The sequence below is a fragment of the Rhodococcus sp. 4CII genome (genome assembly GCF_014256275.1).
GTDB lineage: Bacteria > Actinomycetota > Actinomycetes > Mycobacteriales > Mycobacteriaceae > Rhodococcus_F > Rhodococcus_F wratislaviensis_A.
The window spans coordinates 4213487-4232896 of record NZ_JACCFE010000002.1; the positions used below are offsets into that span (position 1 = coordinate 4213487).

A 19410-nucleotide genomic window follows, 5' to 3' on the forward strand; every position below is an offset into this window, starting at 1 on the left:
TACATTGGCCGAGATTCAGATCACAGCTATGTTCGAGACATCACCTTCTCGCCTGCAAAGGACTGGTTTTCGCCATGTTGATCGATGCACTGTTGGCATCCCTCCCGGCGGATCGCGTGGTCCAAGACCCCGACGTCGTCGCGAAATATCAGCACGACGAAGCCGAGTGGGCGCCGTACTCCGCCCCGCTCGCCGTCGTCAGGCCGCGTACCGCCGAAGAGGTCCAGGCCGTGGTGCGCGCGTGCCTCGACCACGACACCGCGATCGTGACCCGGGGTGCCGGAACGGGCCTGTCCGGCGGGGCGAACGCGACCGACGGCTGCATCGTCCTCGCGCTCGAGGGCATGAGCGCGATCAAGGAGATCGATCAGCTCGAGCGGTACGCCGTGGTCGAGCCGGGTGTGGTGAACGACGATCTCCGCACCGCGTGCGCCGAGTACGGACTCTGGTATCCGCCGGACCCGGCCAGTTCGCCGTGGTCCACGATCGGCGGGAACGTCGCCACCAACGCGGGCGGTCTGTGCTGCGTCAAGTACGGCGTCACCCGCGACTACGTCCTCGGCATGCAGATCGTCACCGGCACCGGTGAACTCGTGCGCCTCGGACGCAGAACCGCCAAGGGAGTGGCCGGCTACGATCTGGCGGGCCTCCTCGTCGGTTCCGAGGGAACGCTCGGCGTCATCACCGAGATCACCGTCAAATTGCGCCCGCTCCAGGACCCCCAGCGCACGGTCGCCGGATACTTCGACTCCATCGTCGACGCAGGTCGGGCCGTCAGCGCGGTGGCTGCGGCGGGGCTCACGCCGTCGGCGCTCGAGTTGGTGGACAAGCAATGCCTGGTCGCCGTCGACGCCTGGAAGAAGATGGGGCTGTCGGTGGAGGCGAACGTCGTGCTCCTCGGTCGAGTCGACACGGCTGGGGTGGTCGGCGATCAGGAAGCGGAGAAGATGCTGTCGTGCTTCGCCGAAGCCGGGGCGACGTGGTCTGCCGTCTCCACCGACCAGGAGGAGGCGGACGCACTGTTCGCGGCACGCCGTCTGGCCTACCCCGCGATGGAGCGGCTCGGTCCGGTACTCACCGAAGACGTGTGCGTCCCGAAACGGGCTGTCCCCGAGATGCTTGCACGCATCGAACGCATCGGCATCGCCCATGGAACCACCATCGCCAACATCGCCCACGCCGGTGACGGAAACCTACACCCGCTGCTCATCACCCCCCGCGACGACGAGGCAGCCCGCGCCCGGGCGCAGGTCGCCTTCGCGGAGATCATCGACGCCGCACTGGAACTGGGCGGCACCGTCACCGGCGAACACGGAGTCGGTCTCCTGAAGATGGACGGCCTGTCCCGGGAACTCGATCCGGTGGTGCTGGAGATGCATCGATCGGTGAAGAACGCCCTCGACCCGCACGGAATTCTGAACCCCGGCAAGATCTTCTCGTAACCCATCCCAAGCCGTGAATGCCTGTCGCGCAGAGCTTTCCATCCTGCGCGACACGGCGGACCGACCCGTACCCCCTTACCGGAAAGTCGAGTCATCCATGTCATTCGTACTGCAGGAATCCGAGATCGAGGCGACAGTGGTCCGGAAGGTCGCTCGACGGCTCATTCCGTTCCTCGGCCTCGCGTAATTCGTCCACTACCTTGATCGAACCAATATCGGACTGGCGAAGTTGACCATGAGCGAGGAACTCGGACTCACCGAGACCATGTTCGGTCTCGCCTCCGGCGTCTTCTTCATCGGGCACCTCCTGTTCGAGATGCCGAGCAAACTCGCGCTGCACAGGTTTGGGGGCACGCCGGTGGATCGCCCGGATCATGCTCACGTGGGGAATCGTCGCGGCGGCTATGGCCTCCCTGCCCAGCATCGTCGCCGGTTTCAAGAAGACGTTCGACACCGACCTCACCCTGTTCACCACGGGGTTGATCGTCGCGGTCCCGTTCGCGGTCGGGGCCGTCGCAATGGTGTTGTGGAGCAGGCACTCCGACCGCACCGGTGAGCGGATCTGGCACGTCGCCGTCCCCACCTTGATCGGAGCCATATCGCGATCACGATCAATGCGGTCGGGGTGTTCTGCGCGCTGTCGGTGTTCTTGTACCTGCCCAGCACTTTCTGACCGGTGCGGGCGCCGCGGCGGGCATCGCCGTCGTCAACTCGGTGGGCAACCTGAGCGGTTTCGGGGCCCGTATGTCACCGGATGGCTGTTCGACGCCAACTCGCGCGCCGGGCCGTGGGTCGTGGGGGCGGCCATGCTCGTCGCCGTGATGCCGGTGCTCGTGCTCAGAACGCGGGTGGGGTCCACCCGTCCTCATTTCTCCTCGGCGATCCGCTCGAGCAGTGGGCGGGTTCGGTAGGGAATGGCGTCCCGCATCGCGACGGCCACCGTGGTGCGCTCGATCCCGGGCACAGCGAGGATGAGACCGGCGACCCGGTACAGATCGTCGGCATCGACGGCGACCACACCGATGTGCAGGTCTGCCACCCCAGAGATGCCGACCACCTCGACGACCTCGGCGATGTCTCGCAGGTGCTCGATGACGTCCTCGAGGCGATGCTGGTCGACCACAGCGGTGACGAACGCCTGCAGGGGGTATCCCAGATCGCGGGGTGACACGCAGCGGTCGACGGGTGCGAGCACGCGCTGTTCCTCCCAGCGAGACATCCGTGCCTGCACGGTATTCCGGGCCATGCCGAGCAGGGACGCCAACTGCACCCCGGTGGCCCGCGGAGCGTCGCACAGGGCGATCAGCAGGCGGGCATCGGTCCGGTCGAGTCTTGTCATGTAGGGCAGTATGCCCGACCTTACGGCTGAGAGCTGAGCATTCTGCTCAGCGGGCGGGACGGAAACGGTGCTTCGGCGTCGAGGTGGTTGATATCCGCCCGCGCAGTGTCACGCAGGGTGTCGTTGCCGTCGAGGAGGGCATTGAAGTAGGCGCCCGCGGCGACGGGGGCGAACGGCCAGTCGCTGCGGTACGGAACGTGGCCGGGATTGGCGAATGCGAGCAGGCTCGGAAGGGCCGCGGGACTACCGGACAGCGCGGTTTCGTAACAGAAATCCGCGAAGTCGGCCAGCGCGTCGAAGGGGTCCCGTGCGCCGGTGGCGACGACCAGATTGAACGCAAGGCCCTGTCGATCTCCGACCCCCGGTGTCGAATTCCGCGCCGGGCACGGAGGCGAACGGCATGGCGCGGTACTGCAACACCTACGCCGTTGAATTGTTCACCTCTCACCCCATGCGTTTCGGCGGCTCGCCGTTCTGCCCATGCACGACGTCGCCGCTGCCGTCCGTGAGGTCGAGTACGCGCTCGACACCCTGCACCTCGACGGAGTGGTACTGCTGTCGGCCTACGACGGTGTGTATCTCGGCGACCCACGGTTCGAGCCACTGATGCGCGCTCTCGGAGACTTTCGACACCGCCGACCGGATGCAGATCGAACGCACCAACGCTCTGCGCGAACTCCCGCAACTCGCGTCGGCCCTGCAGTAGGAGGCGGGGCTACCGCGATCGTGCCGCCGAGTAGGCCATGCGGATCGCACTGACCAAGTCAATAGATCTACTATCCGGTAGCCTTGGTGGTTACGGATGTATCGGAGAAGCGAGGAGCGAAGATGGCACGTCTGCCGGCCGGGCAACGCCGAGAGGACTACATCACCGCGGCGGTGCAGATTATTGCCGAACGCGGTGTGCATGGCGCGACCACTCGACGCATCGCGGAACGTGCGCAGGCACCGCTTGCGAGCTTGCACTACTGCTTCCATACGAAAGAGGAGCTGTTCCTCGCCATCTACGACGATATGGCTGCGTCGCAGATGAGGGATGGTTTTCACGTACGTGAAGGCTCAGGACTCGGCCGGGCGGCGGCTGGACTTCTGCGTCAGATCGCAGCATGGTTCGCGACGGAGGACGTATACGCGCAGGCTCAATTGGAATTGTTCTTCTGGGTCTTGAGGCAAGACAGCGACCTGGGGAAGCAGGTGTATCAAGTCCATCTCGACAGGCTTGAAGGCTTGCTGCGTCAGGGGTTGAGGCCCGACGACGACGTCAAGTTGGTCGAGGTTCTGGCTCGAGCGCTCGCTTCGGTCGCAGATGGTCTGGTTCCACAATGGCTGACCTTCAAGGATCCGGTCATGCGTGACACGACTGTCGATGTCATCGCCGAATCCCTGGAACGCCTCGCCGACGCGCACCGAATCCCGCAGACGACGGCAGCCGGCTGAAAACCCAGCAAGATTCCGGCTACCGTCCGACTGTGAACCCCGGATTGTGAGGGCTGGCTCAGGTGGCCAGCGGGTCAGAGTGCAATTTCCTCCTCGCCTCGGATGGGGGCGGGTGCGGAGGTGGAGGGGCGCCGGCGTCGGCCGGAAATCACGAAGACCGCGAGCACGAGTGCGATCACGACGATGATCACCCATGACATGGCATCGCTCGGTGGTGCCGGAGGATTGATCACCCCGTTGAGGTAGACCCAGGCCATCGTGATGCCGCCGAGTGCAGAGCACACGAGGATGAGGGGATGTTTCGTCCTGGTGCGCAGCATCAGAATTATGGCGCCGACGGTGATGAGGATGTACGGGGCGACCCATGCGTACACGATCAGTGGCGCGCCGGCGTAGTACGCCTCTGTCACGGTTCCGGTGACGGCCATGACGGCGGCGATGTCGGCGAACCCGAGTACCGACAGAACGATGATCGCCACATGCGGAGTCTGGAACTTGGTGTTCACCGCGGTGATTCGTTCAGGCAGCAGCTTGTCGATTCCCAGCGTCATGACGAAGCGGGCACCGTAGTTGACGAACCCGATGAGCGCCGCGAAGCACGCCACGGCGAGCACCAGGTCTGTTGCCGTGGCGACCGCGGATCCGAGCCCGGCATTGAGCGCCAAAGCTGCCGGCGCCGACATTCCGGCTTCGAGATCGGACGAAGCGGCGATGAGCCCGGGCACTTGCAAGATGGTGCAGAGCAAGTACAGGACACCCAGCACCACGGGCACGGACATCACCGCAAGTGGAATATTGCGTCGAGCATCCCGGGTTTCGGCGGCCAATGCCGTGCAACTTTCGAATCCGACAAGGAACGTGGTGCCGGCGGCCACACCCTGCAGGATCCCACTGACGCTGATGCCGTCGAAGTCGAACTGGTGGGACAGGTCGAGTCCCGTATGCACTGCGCTCGCGATGGTGATGATGAGGACGAGTGGAATCGACAGCGCAGCGAGGCCGACCGCAACCCGCACTGACGTGTCCAGACCGCGAATAGCGACGATAGCCGCGATAACGATCGCGCCGAGAATGATCGCCGATTGCGGGCCGAAATCGAGAGCGTTCTCGAATCCCCGCGAGATGAGGAAGCTACCGGTAAAGATGCCGACGATTCCGCCGATCCCACCCACCTGTAGGACGAACCCAACGAAGAGTGCTGCTGCGGTGAGATATCGGGCCCACGGTCCGAAGACCTCGGCAACATAGCTGTACAGCGAGCCGGTGCTGACAAATCGGCGAGCAAAGGTGATCACGGACAGCCCGACGAAGATCACCGCAAGCGCACCCAGTAGGGCGGACGGCCACGCCGCCGTGCCGGCGGTCTCGAACATCAGAAGCGGTACGAGTGCCATGCCGACCGCTGGAACGAACGAGGCAAGGGACAACGAAACCAGTGGTATCCGCCCGAGATGACCGGTGTCGAGATCTCCGACTCCCGACTGATGGGGGTGCTCGTTGCCATGGGGCGATGCAGTATCGACCATGCGACTACTCCTAGAAGGTTTCGCGACAGACGTCGCGTCGATGGGGGCGGCCCCGCGGGCGGCCCTCCGGGTCGGTGCAGCGAATCCTCGACGACCGGTGCCAAACTGTTCAAACGATTCGGTCGGAAGACATCCAGATGATTGCAGCATGTCCGGCTGTGGTCAATGCCACAGTCGATATTACTCGCCGCACGGGCTGGTCGGGTGCGATGAGGGCAGAGGGGCCGAGCATTTGCGACCTTCGTGAGCTGTGCGATCTGCCTGCTGGGGAGGCGGTGAAGCCGGCTTCCGGGGTGACGGCAACGCGGCGATGGGGGAGCGCGTGTCGGCGGAAACGACAATGTCGGCTGACCGTTGACAAAATCGCTGTGAGCCGTTTAACGTCTGATCATAAGACTTGGGCAAATGATCAGACGTTGTCGAGAGGTGAAACCCCGAAACGTGATGAACGGCGCGCAGACGCACACACGTCGACAGGGCGCCCGGTTGATCCAGCCCGCGACTGCGTCGTAGCACCCGCGATGCACGAATTCTGAAGGACGATCATGCGCAGCACAATGAATGACGGACCGCTATCGCTCGCACGCTTGCTGCGCTATGCCACCACCGCGCACAGCGCAGCAGTAGTGTCGACCTGGACCGGCGGCGGCTGTCGGCGCCGAACCCTCGGCGAGCTGGCTCCCCGAATGGCGCAGTTGGCGAACGCGTTACAGGGCCTCGGCGTGGGACGGTCGGATCGAGTGGCCACTTTCATGTGGAACAACAGCGAGCACCTCGAAGTGTATGCTGCGGTGCCTGCGATGGGTGCGGTGGTGCATCCGCTGAACATCCGGCTCTCGCCCAGTCAAGTGGGCTTCGTGGCAAACCATGCCGAAGATCGGGTTGTGATCGTCGATGCTTCGCTGTTGACCGCGTTCGGACAGGCGTTGCCGATGATGACGACGGTGCGGCACGTCGTCGTGGTGGGCGCGCCCGCCGAGAGTTTCCAGGCGCCCGCGCACGTCGCGGTGCATGATTACGAGGAGCTGCTCGCAGACCGATCGGAGACCTACTGCTGGCCGGATATCGACGAACGATCGGCTGCCGCCATGTGTTACACCTCCGGGACCACCGGAGATCCGAAGGGTGTTGTCTACTCGCATCGTTCGCTCTACCTGCACGCGCTGCACGTCACCACGTCCATGGGCATGGGATTGAGCGCCCGGGACACCTGCCTGGTCATCGTGCCCATGTTCCACGTCAACGCCTGGAGCTTGCCGTATGCGTCGATGCTCTCCGGCGCGTCGCTACTCATGCCCGATCGCTTCCTGCAACCGGAGCCGCTGCTGGCGATGCTGGCGGCCGAACGCCCGACCATCGCCGCGGCCGTGCCGGCGATCTATACCGCCATACTGCAGACCCTCGCGCGTACGCCGCAGGACCTCACACACCTGCAGCGGGTCTTCGTCGGTGGATCGGCGGCACCGTTGTCGTTGCTGCAAACCTACGAGGACGAGCTCGGTGTCACGATGATCCAGGGGTGGGGCATGACCGAGACATCGGCGGTCTCTGCCACCGCGGCACTGCCCGCGGGTCACTCCGGTGACGATCCGTGGGCGTATCGCGCGACGCAGGGCCAGTTCGCGTCGCTGGTCGACTACCGGCTGAAGAACGATGCCGGTGACGTTGTCGCCAACGACGGTGTTTCACTGGGTGAGCTTCAGGTGCGGGGTCCGTGGGTCACGGCGGCGTACTACGCGCGCGATGACGTCGAGCGGGAGCGGTACGCCGGGAGTTTCGACGGTGATTGGCTGCGGACCGGCGACGTCGGCCGGGTGTCGCCGGACGGGTATCTGACTCTGGTGGATCGCGCCAAAGACGTCATCAAGTCCGGCGGGGAATGGATCTCGTCGGTCGAGCTGGAAAACGACCTGATGGCACATCCGGATGTCGCAGAGGCGGCCGTGTTCGGTATCCCCGATCAGAAGTGGGACGAAAGGCCATGTGCGGTGGTCGTCCTCGAGGAGGGTGTGGAACGCGATCCGAAGGTGCTCCGCGACCATCTGAGTGGGAATCTACCCAAATGGCAGTTGCCCGACAGCTGGGTCTACATCGACGAAGTGCCGAAGACCAGTGTGGGCAAGTTCGACAAGAAGCGGCTTCGGCAGCAGTTCGTCGACGGCCACCTCGAGGTCCTCAGTTCCGAGTAGTCGAGTGGCTGAAATTTGTATCGAGCCCATGAAAGAACAATTCCGTCCGCACATCTTTGAAGGAGCCATCGTGGCAGGTTTGACCACCCTGGAGGCAAGCGCCCCCCTGGACGACGTGATCGCGCACATCGAGCGTGACGGCGGCGTTATCATCCGCGACTATTTCGACGGCGAAACACTGAAGGAAGCCCGAGCGGAGACCGATGCCGCGCTGGAGACAGCGGCCTGGGGCCAGGACGACTTCTCCGGACAACGGACCAAGCGTCTGTATGGCGTTTTCAAGCACGCCACGTATGCCGCTACGGCCGCACGTCACCCGATCTACAACGGCGTAGCGGCGCACTACCTGGAGCGCACCCGGCCGATCCTGCTGGGTGAAGATCAGGTCGAGATGGTGCCGAACTACCAGATCGGGGTCACCTCGATCATTGATATCCACCCCGGCGAGGGCGCGCAGCCGCTGCATCGGGATGACAGTGTGTGGCAATGGCGCCACCACGACGGGTACAACCAGGCCCGCGTCCAGTTGATGGTCGCCATCACCGATTTCACCGCAGAAAACGGAGGAACGATGGTGGTTCCGGGCAGTCACAGGTGGGACGACACCCGGGCGCCGAAGATCGGCGAGGCCCTGCCGACGGAGATGGCCGCGGGATCGGCGTTGATCTGGGTGGGCGGTACCTATCATGGCGGCGGCACCAACAACTCCGACAGCAACCGGATCGGATTCACCATGGGCTTGGATCTCGGATTTCTGCGTCAGGAAGAGAACGCCTTCCTTACCTACCCGCCGGAGATTGCCAGGACGTTCGACGAGGACATTCAGAAGCTGCTGGGCTACTCGACCTGCCCACCCAGTACCGGATTCGTGGGCCACGAGGGCATGATGGCCGACCCGATCTTCTTGCTGAAGGAAGGCGCCGATGCCAAGTAGGCGGGGTCATCGTTTCGTGTTGGAGACCTACCAGGCCGCTACGGCGAAGACATGCCGGGTCCGGCGACCCGGCGCGTGAGATCGACTTGGGTTACACAGATTCGGGAGAGAGAGAATGCGAACTGTATCGGTTGTCCTCGTGGGGCTCGGCAGCGTTGGCGTCGACGTTGGTCGGACGCTCAGCCGACGTGAGGACTGCGCCGTGGTGGGCGCGCTGGACATCCAGCCTGCACTGCATGGCCGCGGTGTCGGCGAGTTGCTCGGCGTGGGTAGCTCCAGAGGGGTCGTGGTCGGTTCAATCGACGCATTGCCGAAGGCGGACGTGGCGTTCGTCGCGACCACGTCGTTCGTCGAGCCGATCGAGCCGCTGGTCACGGACTTGCTTTCGCATGGTTACAACGTCGTGTCGATATGTGAGGAATTGGGGTATCCGGCGCACGCTCATCCCGAGTTCTCGGCGCGGGTCGACGAGGTAGCACGCGCAAACGGCCGCAGCGTGGTCGGCACCGGATGTAATCCAGGCATGTTGATGGACACCCTGCCGTTGCTGCTCAGCAGTTTGACTCAGCGCGTCGAGAGCGTGCAGATCGAGCGGGCCACCCAGATGGTGCACTACGGCCACATCCTCGGAAAGTTCGGTATCGGCCTGACCGAGTTGGAGTTCGTGCAGGCCCAGGACGAGGGGCGGGTCATCGGTCACGTCGGATTCACCGAGAGCATCGCCGCATTGGCGGCGGGACTGGGGTGGGTGCTGGACACGATCGAGGTCGACAGTCCGGCACCGGCATTTCTTACCGACAGTGAGCGGATCGGTGACAATGTCATTGTGGCGCCGGGAACAATTGCAGCGGTCCGCCATGCCGCCCGGGGGATTCGGGACGGCGAACCCCTCATCGAGGTCGCCGTCCATTTCGGCTTCTTCGAAGACGGCGATCCAGTCGTGCCCGGCGACCGGTGGCTGATCGAGGGTGAGGAGCAGACTCTCGAGTTCATCGCGCCACGTGGGCTGGACAGCCTGCAGTCGACTGTCGCGGTCGCGTCGAACGCGATCACGGCGATCGTCGACGCGGCGCCGGGCCTACGCACCATGGCCGATCTTCCGGTTGCGGCGGTCGCGTCGAAAGGTGCCCATCGAATCCAGTCCACGGCTGTGGCGTAGTACCTGCCCCGAGTTCGAACGAATCGATACCACTGCGGATGCCGTGCAGTTCCCGATCGGAACTGCACGGCATCAGTGCTATTCGGCTGAGAGTTTGACGATCGCGGCGAGGTCCTCGTTCGCGAGGCCGGCGGCGACTGCCCGGTCGAACACACCGGTGGTTGCCCGAATCATGTTGGCCGGTCCGTGCGGTGCCATGGTGTCGAGGAAGGTCTGACCGCCTCCTGGTAGACGGTGAGTGTCGCCCGCTCGGTGGCGAAAGTGCCGGTGTCCAAGCGGTTCAGGATGTCGTGGATCTCCTCGGAGAACTGATCGAGGGTGTGTGGCAGTAGGGACCGGAGCGCGTCGGTGCTGACACCGGCGTTGCCCATGTACCGGGCCGCCTCGATGAACGCCACCATGCTGGACATGTAGAAGGCGCCGACCAAGCCGGCGTCCATGACGTTGGCGGCGCCGTGGACGGTGCCGACATGCAGTGCCCCTCCGGCCAGCCCCCGAACGATGTCGCTGTGCGCCGTCCAGAGTTGCTCGGGGCCGGCGACCAGGATACGGGCCTCGGCGCTGCCGATCTGCTCGGGGAAGCAGAGGATTGCGCCGTCCAGATACGGCACGCCGTGTTCGGCCGTCCACGCCGCGAGTTCGTTGGCCTCGTCGGGTAAGCCGCTCGTCAGATTCAAGATCGTGCCGGCGACCCGGGCGGGGTCGATCTGTGTGAGCAGGGCGCGGACGTCGTCGGTCGTGCTGACACAGACGATGGTCAGGTCGGCGTTCTCGAACGCCGACCTGACTTCGGTGAGGACGGTGGCGCCTGCATCGACCAGTCGCATGGCGCGCTCCGGGCTGCGATTCCATACTGCGACCGAATACTGCTTCGCGAGCGCAACCCGGGCTATCGCGGACCCCATGTTTCCGCAACCGATCACGGCCACATCGAGTTGATTCGTCACATCCATGCGCACACTCCTCTTGTCAACCGAACAGAACAGACGAAACAAGTCTTTGTCCCGCGGGCGGAGCCGCCCCGATCGGGAACTCGCCTCGGCCCCGCCGGCTTCGGAGGTCGCCGGAGCGCCGCTGGGCGCACTAGGCGAACTGAAGCACCCCATCGTCGGGATCGGCGCCGAGGATCTCCTTGGTGAGCTCGTGTACCTGCGGGTTCAGCCACGGGAGCCGATCGCCCTGCGACGGCATGTGATCCAGGTACCGCAGGAAGTATCCCGAGGTCACGCCGGTCATCCAGGGATCGCGGGGCATGTTCTCCTCGCCGGGACGCAACACCGGGGTCACCGACTTGGCGCCCAGCTTGTCCATTGTGGTGAGCAGTGAACTCCAGAACTGGTTGACCAGTTCGAGTCGCAGCGTCCACGACGAGTTCAGATAACCGTGTGCCTGCACCAGGTTGGGGACGCCGCTGAACGCGACACCCTTGTAGGTGTAGGTAGTGCTGAAGTCGACCGGGTGCCCGTCGACGGTGAACGCAACCTTGCCGAGTGTGCACAGGTTCAGTCCGGTGGCGGTGACGATGATGTCGGCCTCCACCATTTCGCCGGACTCCATTCGGATGCCGTGCTCGGTGAACTCGGCGATGGATCCGGTCGCCACGTCGGCCCGGCCGGCCTTGATCGCTTCGAAGAGGTCGCCGTTTGGGACCAGGCACAGGCGCTGATCCCACGGTTCGTAGGACGGGGTGAAGTGCTTCTCACGAAACTCGGATCCGACGATCGCGTCGATCGCGTCGAACAGCGGCTTCTTGAACTCGTCAGGATGCTTGCGTGCGAACTGATAGTTGATCTGTTGCTGTTCCAAGTTGCGCAGGCGGACCGCGTCGAACGCGGCCTCGTCGCCGATTTCCGCACGCAACGTGATGGCGTCCTCGTCGACGTCGCTGTCGATCGCGACGTACGACGGCGAACGCTGCACCATCGTGACCTTGGTGGCGGTGCCGGCCATCGCCGGGATCAGCGTGATGGCCGTGGCACCGGAACCGATGACGGCCACTTTCTTGTCGGCGTAGTCGAGATCCTCCGGCCATTCTTGAGGGTGGACGATCGGGCCCTCGAAGTTCTCCTCGCCCGGGAATCGTGGTCGGTAGCCGTTCTCGTTGTCGTAGTAGCCCGAGGCCATGTACAGGAACGAGCACGTGATCGTTTCGTATCCGGCGGACGACCCGACCTGCACCGTCCAGGTGCTGCTCTCGCTGGACCAATCTGCGCTCAGCACACGATGATCGACGCGAATGAAGGGACGCAGATGATGCTCCTCGACCGCCTCGTCGAGGTATGCGAGGATGGTTTCCCCGGCCGCGATCGTCTTCTCGTCCCGCCACGGCTTGAAGCTGTAGCCGAGGGTGAACATGTCGCTGTCGGACCGGATGCCCGGGTACCGGAACAGGTCCCAGGTGCCACCGAGGTTGTCGCGCTTCTCGAGCATGACGAAAGTCCGCTCGGGATGGGTGGTGCGCAGTTCGACCGCGGCGGCGATGCCGGAAAGTCCCGCTCCCACGATTACGACGTCGACGTGCGAATTTGTTGGCTCCATGAAGTCACTCCCTACCGAACGGGCCGGCCGTTACTGATGTCAGTTGGGTTGTTGTCGGGGCTCGATCGGATGCCACGGGGCGTGCTGCCGGCCGTGGAGCACCCGTATCTGAACCGAGGCAAAAATCTATTGACCTAATCAAATGATCTGACTAACTAGTTTGCAGTAGGAACGGCATCCGCGTCAACAGTGCGAGCCGAATCGTAGCGCCGCGAACAGTCCGTTCGTCGATTTGACCTGCAATTTCCGTGGGCGGGGTCGCGCAACCGGGTCGGTGAACGAGTCGCGACCCGGCGAATGACCCTTGACGTCACCGGTGACACCCGCCACACTACTGATCATATGACTTAGGCAGAGGTCTTGGTCAGTCTTTGAAAGGAGGTCGAGTAGGTGAGTTCTCTGACTGCAGAAGATGTGCTGGTCGCGGTCGAGCCGGATCCGACGCCGCTGGTGTTGTCGGTGGCGCGGACGCTGAGGGCCAGCGCCGAGGTTCCCGAGTTGCGCGCGCTGATCGGCGGCACTACCGGGACGGTGGCGCTGAAGTCGGTCGCCGATCCGCAGGCGGTGACGCTCGATTTCGTCGACGGTCGCGTTCACGTGAGGCACGGAGTCGCCGGCGGTGTCGAGCCTCTCCAACTGCACTTCTACCCGGAATACACGGTCGTCGGAGGAGGTGAGCTCGGGGAGGCGGTCGGCCGGCTGCTCTCGCCGCCGCTGCCGGACTGGAATGTCGCTGCGCAGAAGTTCTGGGAACTCAACGCAGACTCGGCTGGATTCCCCGAGCAGCTGGTCATCGTGTGCACCGACGACGACGAGCGTGTCGTCTTCGGTGACGGCGGGGCCACTTTCGAGATCCACGGATCGGCTGAGTCATTGTCTGCAGTCCTCAGCGGCTGGTTCGATTCATTTCTCATCGCACTGGGTGTCGGTGCCGTCACGATGGTCGGCTCGGCTGCGCAGGTCTCTGTGATGTGCGGTGCACACTGGAAGGTGCGGTTCAATGGCTGAAACAACGAGTGCCCGGGTCCGGCGGTGGCTGGACGAGCGGGCCATCACGTCGATTCGAATCGAGGCGACGAACCTCGACGGGACGTTCGTGGGAAAGTCGATTTCCCCGAAGAAGTTCCTGAGCGGACTCGAGACGGGATTTCCGTTCGCCGATGTCGTCCTCGGCAACGATCTCGGTAACTTTCCCCAGTTCGGTTTCGCCTTTCCGGAGTGGCGCGGCGATCTGCTGGACATCTTCCTGCGTCCCGACCTGAGTACGCTGATCGAATGGGAGCCTGGCAAGGCATCCGTCATCGGCGACTTCTGGACCAAGACCGGCGCCCCGGTGTCGGTATGTCCGCGGAACCTCTTGCGCAAGGTGGAGCGGCAGGCTGCTGAAGAGGGCTACTCGGTGAAGGCGGCGATCGAGATCGAAGCGACCCTCTTCGAGGAGTCGGTTCACGAAGCGCGCCGCAAGGGATACAAGGATCTGACCCCGCTCGGCGGTCTGGCCGGCTCAGCCTATGTGCACGCCAAGTCCGGCGATTGGTGGCAGTTCCTGGACCGAGTGCAGCACCGTTTGGAAGAGCTGGGACTGGAGTGGGAGGCGTGTAACGACGAGGCGGCCGTCGGTCAGATCGAGATCAACGTCGCCGTCGCCGACATCGTCACCACGGCCGACAACTGGGCCCGGACCCGACAGGTCGTTCGTGAGGTCGCGAACGAGCTGGGTCGGTCGGTGACGTTCATCGCCAAGTGGTCCGACGCGTGGGGCCAGGCTTCGCATCTGAACATCTCGTTGGCGAACGAGGACGGCAACGCGTTCTTCGCCGAGGACGGACCGTCCGACGTGATGCGAAACTTCATCGGCGGCGTCGTGCAAACCATGCCCGGGGCAACCTCGCTGGCACTGCCGTTCATGACCTCTTACCGGCGGCAGATTCCGCTGGAAGGCCCGCCCACGACCGTCACCTGGGGCATCGACAACAAGACCACCGCCGTCCGTGCGGTGACCCGTCACCCGAAGTACTCGCGCATCGAATACCGGACGCCGGGAGCAGATTCCAACGCGTACCTGGTGGCTGCGGCGGTGCTGGGAGCCGGACTCCACGGTGTCGTCAACGGCGTCGAGCCGCCTGCCCCGTTCGTCGGCATGGCCTGGTGCAACCCGGCCGCCACCGAGACGCTGCCGCACACGATCACCCGCGCCGCCGATGCGCTCGCAGCCGACAAGGCACTGGCCCAGGTACTCGGGCAGGAATTCGTCGACTACTGGATCGGAACCCGACGCTGGGAATGGCTGGCGTTCCACACCATGGGTGGCGGCGACCCCGACTGCGGGATCACCGACTGGGAACTCAACCGCTACTTCGAACTCGTATGAGCACGCGTATCAAGGCGGCAGTGCTCAACGCCGCGCCAGGTACGTTGGATATCGAAGAGCTGGTCATCGACGACCCCGAACCCGACGAGGTGCTGGTCCGGATCGCGTACGCCGGTCTGTGTCATTCGGACCTGCACGAGATGGATGGAACCTTCGAGTCCGACACGCCGATCGTGCTCGGCCACGAGGCGGTGGGCGAAGTCGTCGAGGTCGGAAGCGCTGTGACGGAGTTCGGTCCAGGGGACACCGTCGTGACCTGTCTGTCGGTGTACTGCGGGTCGTGCGAATTCTGCCTGGCCGGGCAGCAGACCCTGTGCGCGCGTCGGGCGGAGTTGCAGCAGGGCCGCGCCCGGCCCCGTCTGACGAACAGTCAGGGGGCGGCGGTGCGCGCCACTGCCGGGATCGGTGGTTTCGCCGAGATGGCACTGGTCCACAAGAACAGCGTCGTCGGGATCGCGCCGGGGGTACGTCTGCAAACGGCGAGTGTGCTCGGCTGCGCGGTGACCACCGGGATGGGCTCGGTGCTGCAGAGCGCCTGCGTTCGTCCGGGGCAGACTGTCGCGGTGATCGGGCTCGGCGGAATCGGATTCTCCGCGGTGCAGGCCGCCCGGCTGGCCGGCGCGGCTCAGATCATCGGCGTGGACGTCGTGCCGGAAAAACTGGAGCAGGCCAAGTTCTTTGGAGCAACGAACGTGGTGAATGCCCGCGAGACCGACCCGGTCGCGGCGGTGCGGGCGCTGACCAGCGGCGGCACCGACCACGCGTTCGAGGCGGTCGGCTCCGGGGCCACCGCAGGGCAGGCGTTCGCGATGCTGCGACCGGGCGGCGTGGCCACGGTGATGGGCATGATCCCGGATTCGCATTCGATTCCACTTCGTGGATCCGAACTCTTCATGCAGGAAAAGAGCTTGCGCGGGTCGTTCATGGGATCGAACCACTTCAAGGTGGATATCCCCATGTATCTGCAGTTCGCACGGGCGGGACTGTTGCAGCTCGACGAGCTGGTCACCGCAGAATACTCACTCGAAACGATCAACGAAGGGTTCTCTGCCCTGGCATCAGGCAGGGAAATCCGCGTTGTCGCACGAATCGGGAAGGAGTCGACATGAGACCACTCATCGGTATCACGGGCCGTTGCTATCGGCTGGAAATGGTGGCCGGTACATCGCCCCGCTTCACCGATCGGTTGACGAACTCCTTCTTCACCGACTTCGACCGGTGCGTGGCCGAAGCCGGAGGCATTCCGGTCAACCTTCCGTTCGTGTCGAGTTCGACCGGTGTGGCCGACAGGCTGGACGGGTTGATCGTGACGGGCGGACAGGACGTGCACCCGTCGCGCTGGGGTGGCATGCAGCCGGTCGACCCGGATGCCGATCCGCGCCGGAACATCGACGTCATCGACTTCGAGCGGGACCAGTACGAGGCCGATCTGATTGCCGATGCGCTGTCTCTGGGCATCCCCATTATCGGCGTGTGCCGCGGGCATCAGCTGCTGAACGCCGTCCTCGGCGGAACGCTGATCGAGGACATCGAGGAAACGTCAATCGTGCATTCTTCACCGAAGGCTGCCCCCTACGCCGGTGACGACAAGCATGTCGTCGAATTTTCCTCTGGCAGTGTCGGACGCCAGATCTACGGTGCCCATCGAACATCGAACTCATGGCACCATCAGGCGGTCGACCTGCCCGGTGTCGGACTCACGGTCACCGGCCGAGCCACCGATGGAATTGCAGAGATGATCGAGCTGAGTGGCCGACCGGTTGTCGGCGTCCAGTGGCACCCCGAATGGCAAACCGAGCGTGACCCGATCTTCGATTGGCTCATCGAACGGTGCACGTGGACCATGGACGAGCGCCAAAAGGGCCAACAGGACAGGAAGGTCGGTTAACTCTCGGATCCGAGTTTCGGTCGAAATCGGCCTAGTCCACCACTGGATATGGTCAAGCGATTACACATGTTATGAGTCCCCGCACCCCAAAGGTGGTGCAAGCCAGCCCGTGTCGACAATCGTCTCGACAGGTTCGGGCTGGAGTTCAGTTACACGAGGAGTTGTCACCGGGTATGGGTCTTCAATCTTCACTTGCCGCATTTCAGCGTTCCCGGAACAGCATTGGCGGCGGGGTCAGTTCGGGGCTGCGTGCGTCCATGCAGCCGCATCCGTTGTTCGTCGCGGAAGCTCGCGGCGCCCACGTCTGGGACCTCGACGGTGATCGCTATGTCGACTGTGTAATGGCATGGGGTGCAATGGTACTCGGTCACAGCGACGAACGGGTGGTGTCGGCGGTCCGGGGAGTCCTGGACCGCATGCAGGTGGTCGGCACCGGTCACGTCCTGGAGTATGCGGCGGCGGAAGCGGTGCTGGACGCGGTTCCGCACGGTGAGCGCCTGCTGTGGAGCAACACCGGCACCGAGGCCGTGCAGGTGTCGCTGCGGCTGGCCCGGGCCGCGACCGGACGTCGACGCATCGTCAAGTTCGCCAAGAGTTACCACGGCTGGCAGGATTCGGTCTATGCGGGCATGTCGTCGGACGAGTACGGCAGGCCGACGCTGACCGCAACCAAAGGTCAGAGCCCGAGCGTCCTCGATGACCTGATCGTCTCGGAGTTCAACGACATCGAGATGATCACCGGCATTCTCGAGGACGCGCGCGAGCTCGAGATCGCCGCGGTCCTGCTCGACCCGATCATGAGCAACGCCGGGGTGACCGAACCGCTCCCGGAGTTCTTGCAGGCGGTGCGGGCGCTGTGCGATAAGGCCGGCGTGGTGCTCATCTTCGACGAGGTCATTGCTGGCTTCCGGATCGCGCGCGGTGGCGCCACCGAGCGCTTCGGGGTACGCCCGGATCTATCGGTGCTCGGCAAGGCGATTGCCGGCGGGTTCACCCAGAGCGCGGTCGTCGGCCGCGCGGACTTGATAGATCAGGTCACCGACGGCGTGGTGCACGCCGGAACGTTCAACGGAAACCCGGTCGCGTTGGCCGCGGTCGAGGCGACGATGGGTGTGCTCGCGGACCCGGCGGTGTATGCGACGCTGGAGAGCAACGCGGCGCGGTTCCACGACCGGTTCGATACGGTACTGGCCGACGCCGGAGTCCCGGCCCATCTGAACCGGGTCGGATCGTTGCTGCAATTCGTGCCGGAGGACGCGGCCACCGGGCTCCACGGAACCGGCGGCATCTGGGGGAAGGTCCTGGGCGGGATGCTCGCCGAAGGCGTGATGTTCATGCCCTCGGGAAAAATCTTCCTGAGTACTGCGCACACCGCGGAAGACATCGACTTCATTGCCGAGGCGCTGAGCCGCGTCGTCGTCTGAGCTGTTGGCGCGCGCCGTCCGCTTGCCTGCTTGATCACGTGATCAGAAGGAGCGCCGATTCGGTGCCCGCTTCGGCATCGACGGCCTGAGTGACGCGTCCGGTCGGATTCGCGAAGGTGCACAGATCGTGGGCTAATAGTGCTGTACCACAGTACTTTCAAGAGAAGGAACGACCGCCGACGCGGATGTGACGGATCTAACCAAAACCCTTGTCTGAACACTGATCAAACGATAAAATCAAACGATTATAAATCACCCGTCTACCGGATGGAGAACAAGATATGACTGTCGACCAGCAGGCACTGCAGCGAGTACCCGTGACCACGTCTGCGGAGAAGATTCTCGAGATCGTCCGCCGCGACGGCGGCGTGATCATCGGAGACTTCCTCACCGAGGACCAGATCAAGCGCTTCAACGCTGACATCGACGATCCGATGGCAAAGCTGCGCCCGGGCTCGACGCATGACGGCCTCATCGCCGAGTTCCACGGAAGCAACACCAAGCGCCTGACGAATCTGGTCACGCACAGCGAGACTTTCCGCACGGAGATCATCGAGCACGACCTGGTTCATGAACTGAGCGATCAGACCTTCGTCGAGGAATCCGGCACGTACTGGATGACCACGGCGCAGGTCATCGAGATCGGCCCAGGTAACAAGGCTCAGATGCTGCACCGTGACCTGGGCAACTGGGCGCCCTTCATCGCCATGGGCCCGTCCGGCCCCGAAGCGTGCATCAACTTTCTGATCGCGCTGACCGACTTCACCGAAGAGAATGGTGCGACTCGTGTCATCCCGGGCAGCAATCATTGGGACGACTTCGAGGACAACGGGACTCCGGAAGGGACGATCCCGGCGATCATGAAGGCCGGCGACGCGCTGTTCATCAGTGGTAAGACTGTCCACGGTGGCGGGGCCAATCTCACTGACAACAAGTACCGTCGGGCTGTTGCGTTCACGTTCAACGCCGGCTTCCTGACCCCCGAAGAGGCCTACCCGTTCATCGTCGATCTGGAGATAGCCAAGTCGCTGTCGCCGCGTGCGCAACGGCTGGTCGGATTCCGCTCGCAGTACCCGCTGACATCGCCTGGCCTGTGGCAGGTCGATTACAACGAATTGGCCGGAGTCCTCGGGCTCGACAGCTGAATCGGTCGTTCGAGAATT

General features: G+C 63.9%; 16 protein-coding genes and 1 pseudogene. 12 read left to right on the forward strand and 5 right to left on the reverse strand.

The features are described from left to right. Nucleotides 1–74: 74 nt before the first annotated feature. On the forward strand, nt 75–1442 hold the full coding sequence (locus H0B43_RS20275) for an FAD-binding oxidoreductase (protein ID WP_185726312.1): 1368 nt from the start codon (nt 75–77) through the stop codon (nt 1440–1442). Between the two features lie 97 nt (nt 1443–1539). Beyond that, nucleotides 1540–2353, forward strand: a pseudogene (locus tag H0B43_RS41660) (MFS transporter). On the opposite strand, the gene H0B43_RS20285 reads toward H0B43_RS41660, so the two are convergent. Together H0B43_RS20285 and H0B43_RS42880 are read right to left on the reverse strand one after the other, a co-directional pair. Further along, on the reverse strand, nt 2308–2781 hold the full coding sequence (locus tag H0B43_RS20285; RefSeq protein WP_185726310.1) for an Lrp/AsnC family transcriptional regulator: 474 nt from the start codon (nt 2779–2781) through the stop codon (nt 2308–2310). The pseudogene H0B43_RS41660 and the gene H0B43_RS20285 overlap by 46 nt on opposite strands. 444 nt (nt 2782–3225) lie before the next feature. Continuing rightward, nucleotides 3226–3414 (reverse strand): hypothetical protein, encoded by a 189-nt coding sequence (locus tag H0B43_RS42880; protein ID WP_185726309.1) that lies wholly within the window; start codon nt 3412–3414, stop codon nt 3226–3228. A 195-nt stretch (nt 3415–3609) separates the two neighbouring features. On the opposite strand from H0B43_RS42880, the gene H0B43_RS20295 reads away from it, so the two are divergent. Further along, nucleotides 3610–4218: a TetR/AcrR family transcriptional regulator gene (locus tag H0B43_RS20295; protein ID WP_185726308.1), complete on the forward strand. Its 609-nt coding sequence runs from the start codon at nt 3610–3612 to the stop codon at nt 4216–4218. Between the two features lie 74 nt (nt 4219–4292). Here the strand turns inward: H0B43_RS20295 and H0B43_RS20300 are convergent, their stop codons facing one another. Next, a complete protein-coding gene (locus H0B43_RS20300) occupies nt 4293–5744 on the reverse strand; it encodes an APC family permease (protein WP_185726307.1) in 1452 nt (483 codons plus the stop codon). Between the two features lie 545 nt (nt 5745–6289). Between H0B43_RS20300 and H0B43_RS20305 the strand changes: the two genes are divergently transcribed. The 3 genes from H0B43_RS20305 (at nt 6290) to H0B43_RS20315 (ending at nt 10026) form a co-directional block, all read left to right on the forward strand. Further along, nucleotides 6290–7933 carry a fatty acid--CoA ligase gene (locus tag H0B43_RS20305; protein ID WP_185726306.1) on the forward strand — a complete coding sequence of 548 codons (1644 nt, stop codon included), beginning with the start codon at nt 6290–6292 and terminating at the stop codon, nt 7931–7933. A gap of 28 nt (nt 7934–7961) precedes the next feature. After that, nucleotides 7962–8867, forward strand: coding sequence for a phytanoyl-CoA dioxygenase family protein (locus tag H0B43_RS20310; RefSeq protein WP_185726305.1), 906 nt, complete (start codon nt 7962–7964; stop codon nt 8865–8867). A gap of 115 nt (nt 8868–8982) precedes the next feature. Further along, nucleotides 8983–10026, forward strand: coding sequence for a dihydrodipicolinate reductase (locus tag H0B43_RS20315; RefSeq protein WP_185726304.1), 1044 nt, complete (start codon nt 8983–8985; stop codon nt 10024–10026). A gap of 170 nt (nt 10027–10196) precedes the next feature. Here the strand turns inward: H0B43_RS20315 and H0B43_RS20320 are convergent, their stop codons facing one another. After that, the gene (locus tag H0B43_RS20320; RefSeq protein WP_185726303.1) at nt 10197–10979 is read right to left on the reverse strand and encodes an NAD(P)-dependent oxidoreductase; all 783 of its coding nucleotides are present in this window, start codon (nt 10977–10979) and stop codon (nt 10197–10199) included. A gap of 130 nt (nt 10980–11109) precedes the next feature. Then, complete coding sequence (locus H0B43_RS20325) at nt 11110–12564, reverse strand: NAD(P)/FAD-dependent oxidoreductase (RefSeq protein ID WP_185726302.1); 1455 nt, start codon at nt 12562–12564, stop codon at nt 11110–11112. A 390-nt stretch (nt 12565–12954) separates the two neighbouring features. Between H0B43_RS20325 and H0B43_RS20330 the strand changes: the two genes are divergently transcribed. From H0B43_RS20330 to H0B43_RS20355, 6 genes are all read left to right on the forward strand, one after another. Then, the gene (locus tag H0B43_RS20330; RefSeq protein ID WP_185726301.1) at nt 12955–13572 is read left to right on the forward strand and encodes a hypothetical protein; all 618 of its coding nucleotides are present in this window, start codon (nt 12955–12957) and stop codon (nt 13570–13572) included. Further along, nucleotides 13565–14935 (forward strand): glutamine synthetase family protein, encoded by a 1371-nt coding sequence (locus H0B43_RS20335; protein ID WP_185726300.1) that lies wholly within the window; start codon nt 13565–13567, stop codon nt 14933–14935. The genes H0B43_RS20330 and H0B43_RS20335 overlap by 8 nt, the downstream gene beginning before the upstream one ends. Then, a complete protein-coding gene (locus tag H0B43_RS20340; RefSeq protein WP_185726299.1) occupies nt 14932–16044 on the forward strand; it encodes a Zn-dependent alcohol dehydrogenase in 1113 nt (370 codons plus the stop codon). The genes H0B43_RS20335 and H0B43_RS20340 overlap by 4 nt, the downstream gene beginning before the upstream one ends. Continuing rightward, a complete protein-coding gene (locus H0B43_RS20345) occupies nt 16041–16823 on the forward strand; it encodes a gamma-glutamyl-gamma-aminobutyrate hydrolase family protein (protein ID WP_185726298.1) in 783 nt (260 codons plus the stop codon). The genes H0B43_RS20340 and H0B43_RS20345 overlap by 4 nt, the downstream gene beginning before the upstream one ends. 257 nt (nt 16824–17080) lie before the next feature. After that, nucleotides 17081–18247 carry an aspartate aminotransferase family protein gene (locus H0B43_RS20350; RefSeq protein ID WP_252189750.1) on the forward strand — a complete coding sequence of 389 codons (1167 nt, stop codon included), beginning with the start codon at nt 17081–17083 and terminating at the stop codon, nt 18245–18247. A 281-nt stretch (nt 18248–18528) separates the two neighbouring features. Then, nucleotides 18529–19392, forward strand: a complete 864-nt coding sequence (locus H0B43_RS20355) for a phytanoyl-CoA dioxygenase family protein (RefSeq protein ID WP_185726296.1) — start codon at nt 18529–18531, stop codon at nt 19390–19392. Nucleotides 19393–19410: the final 18 nt, after the last annotated feature.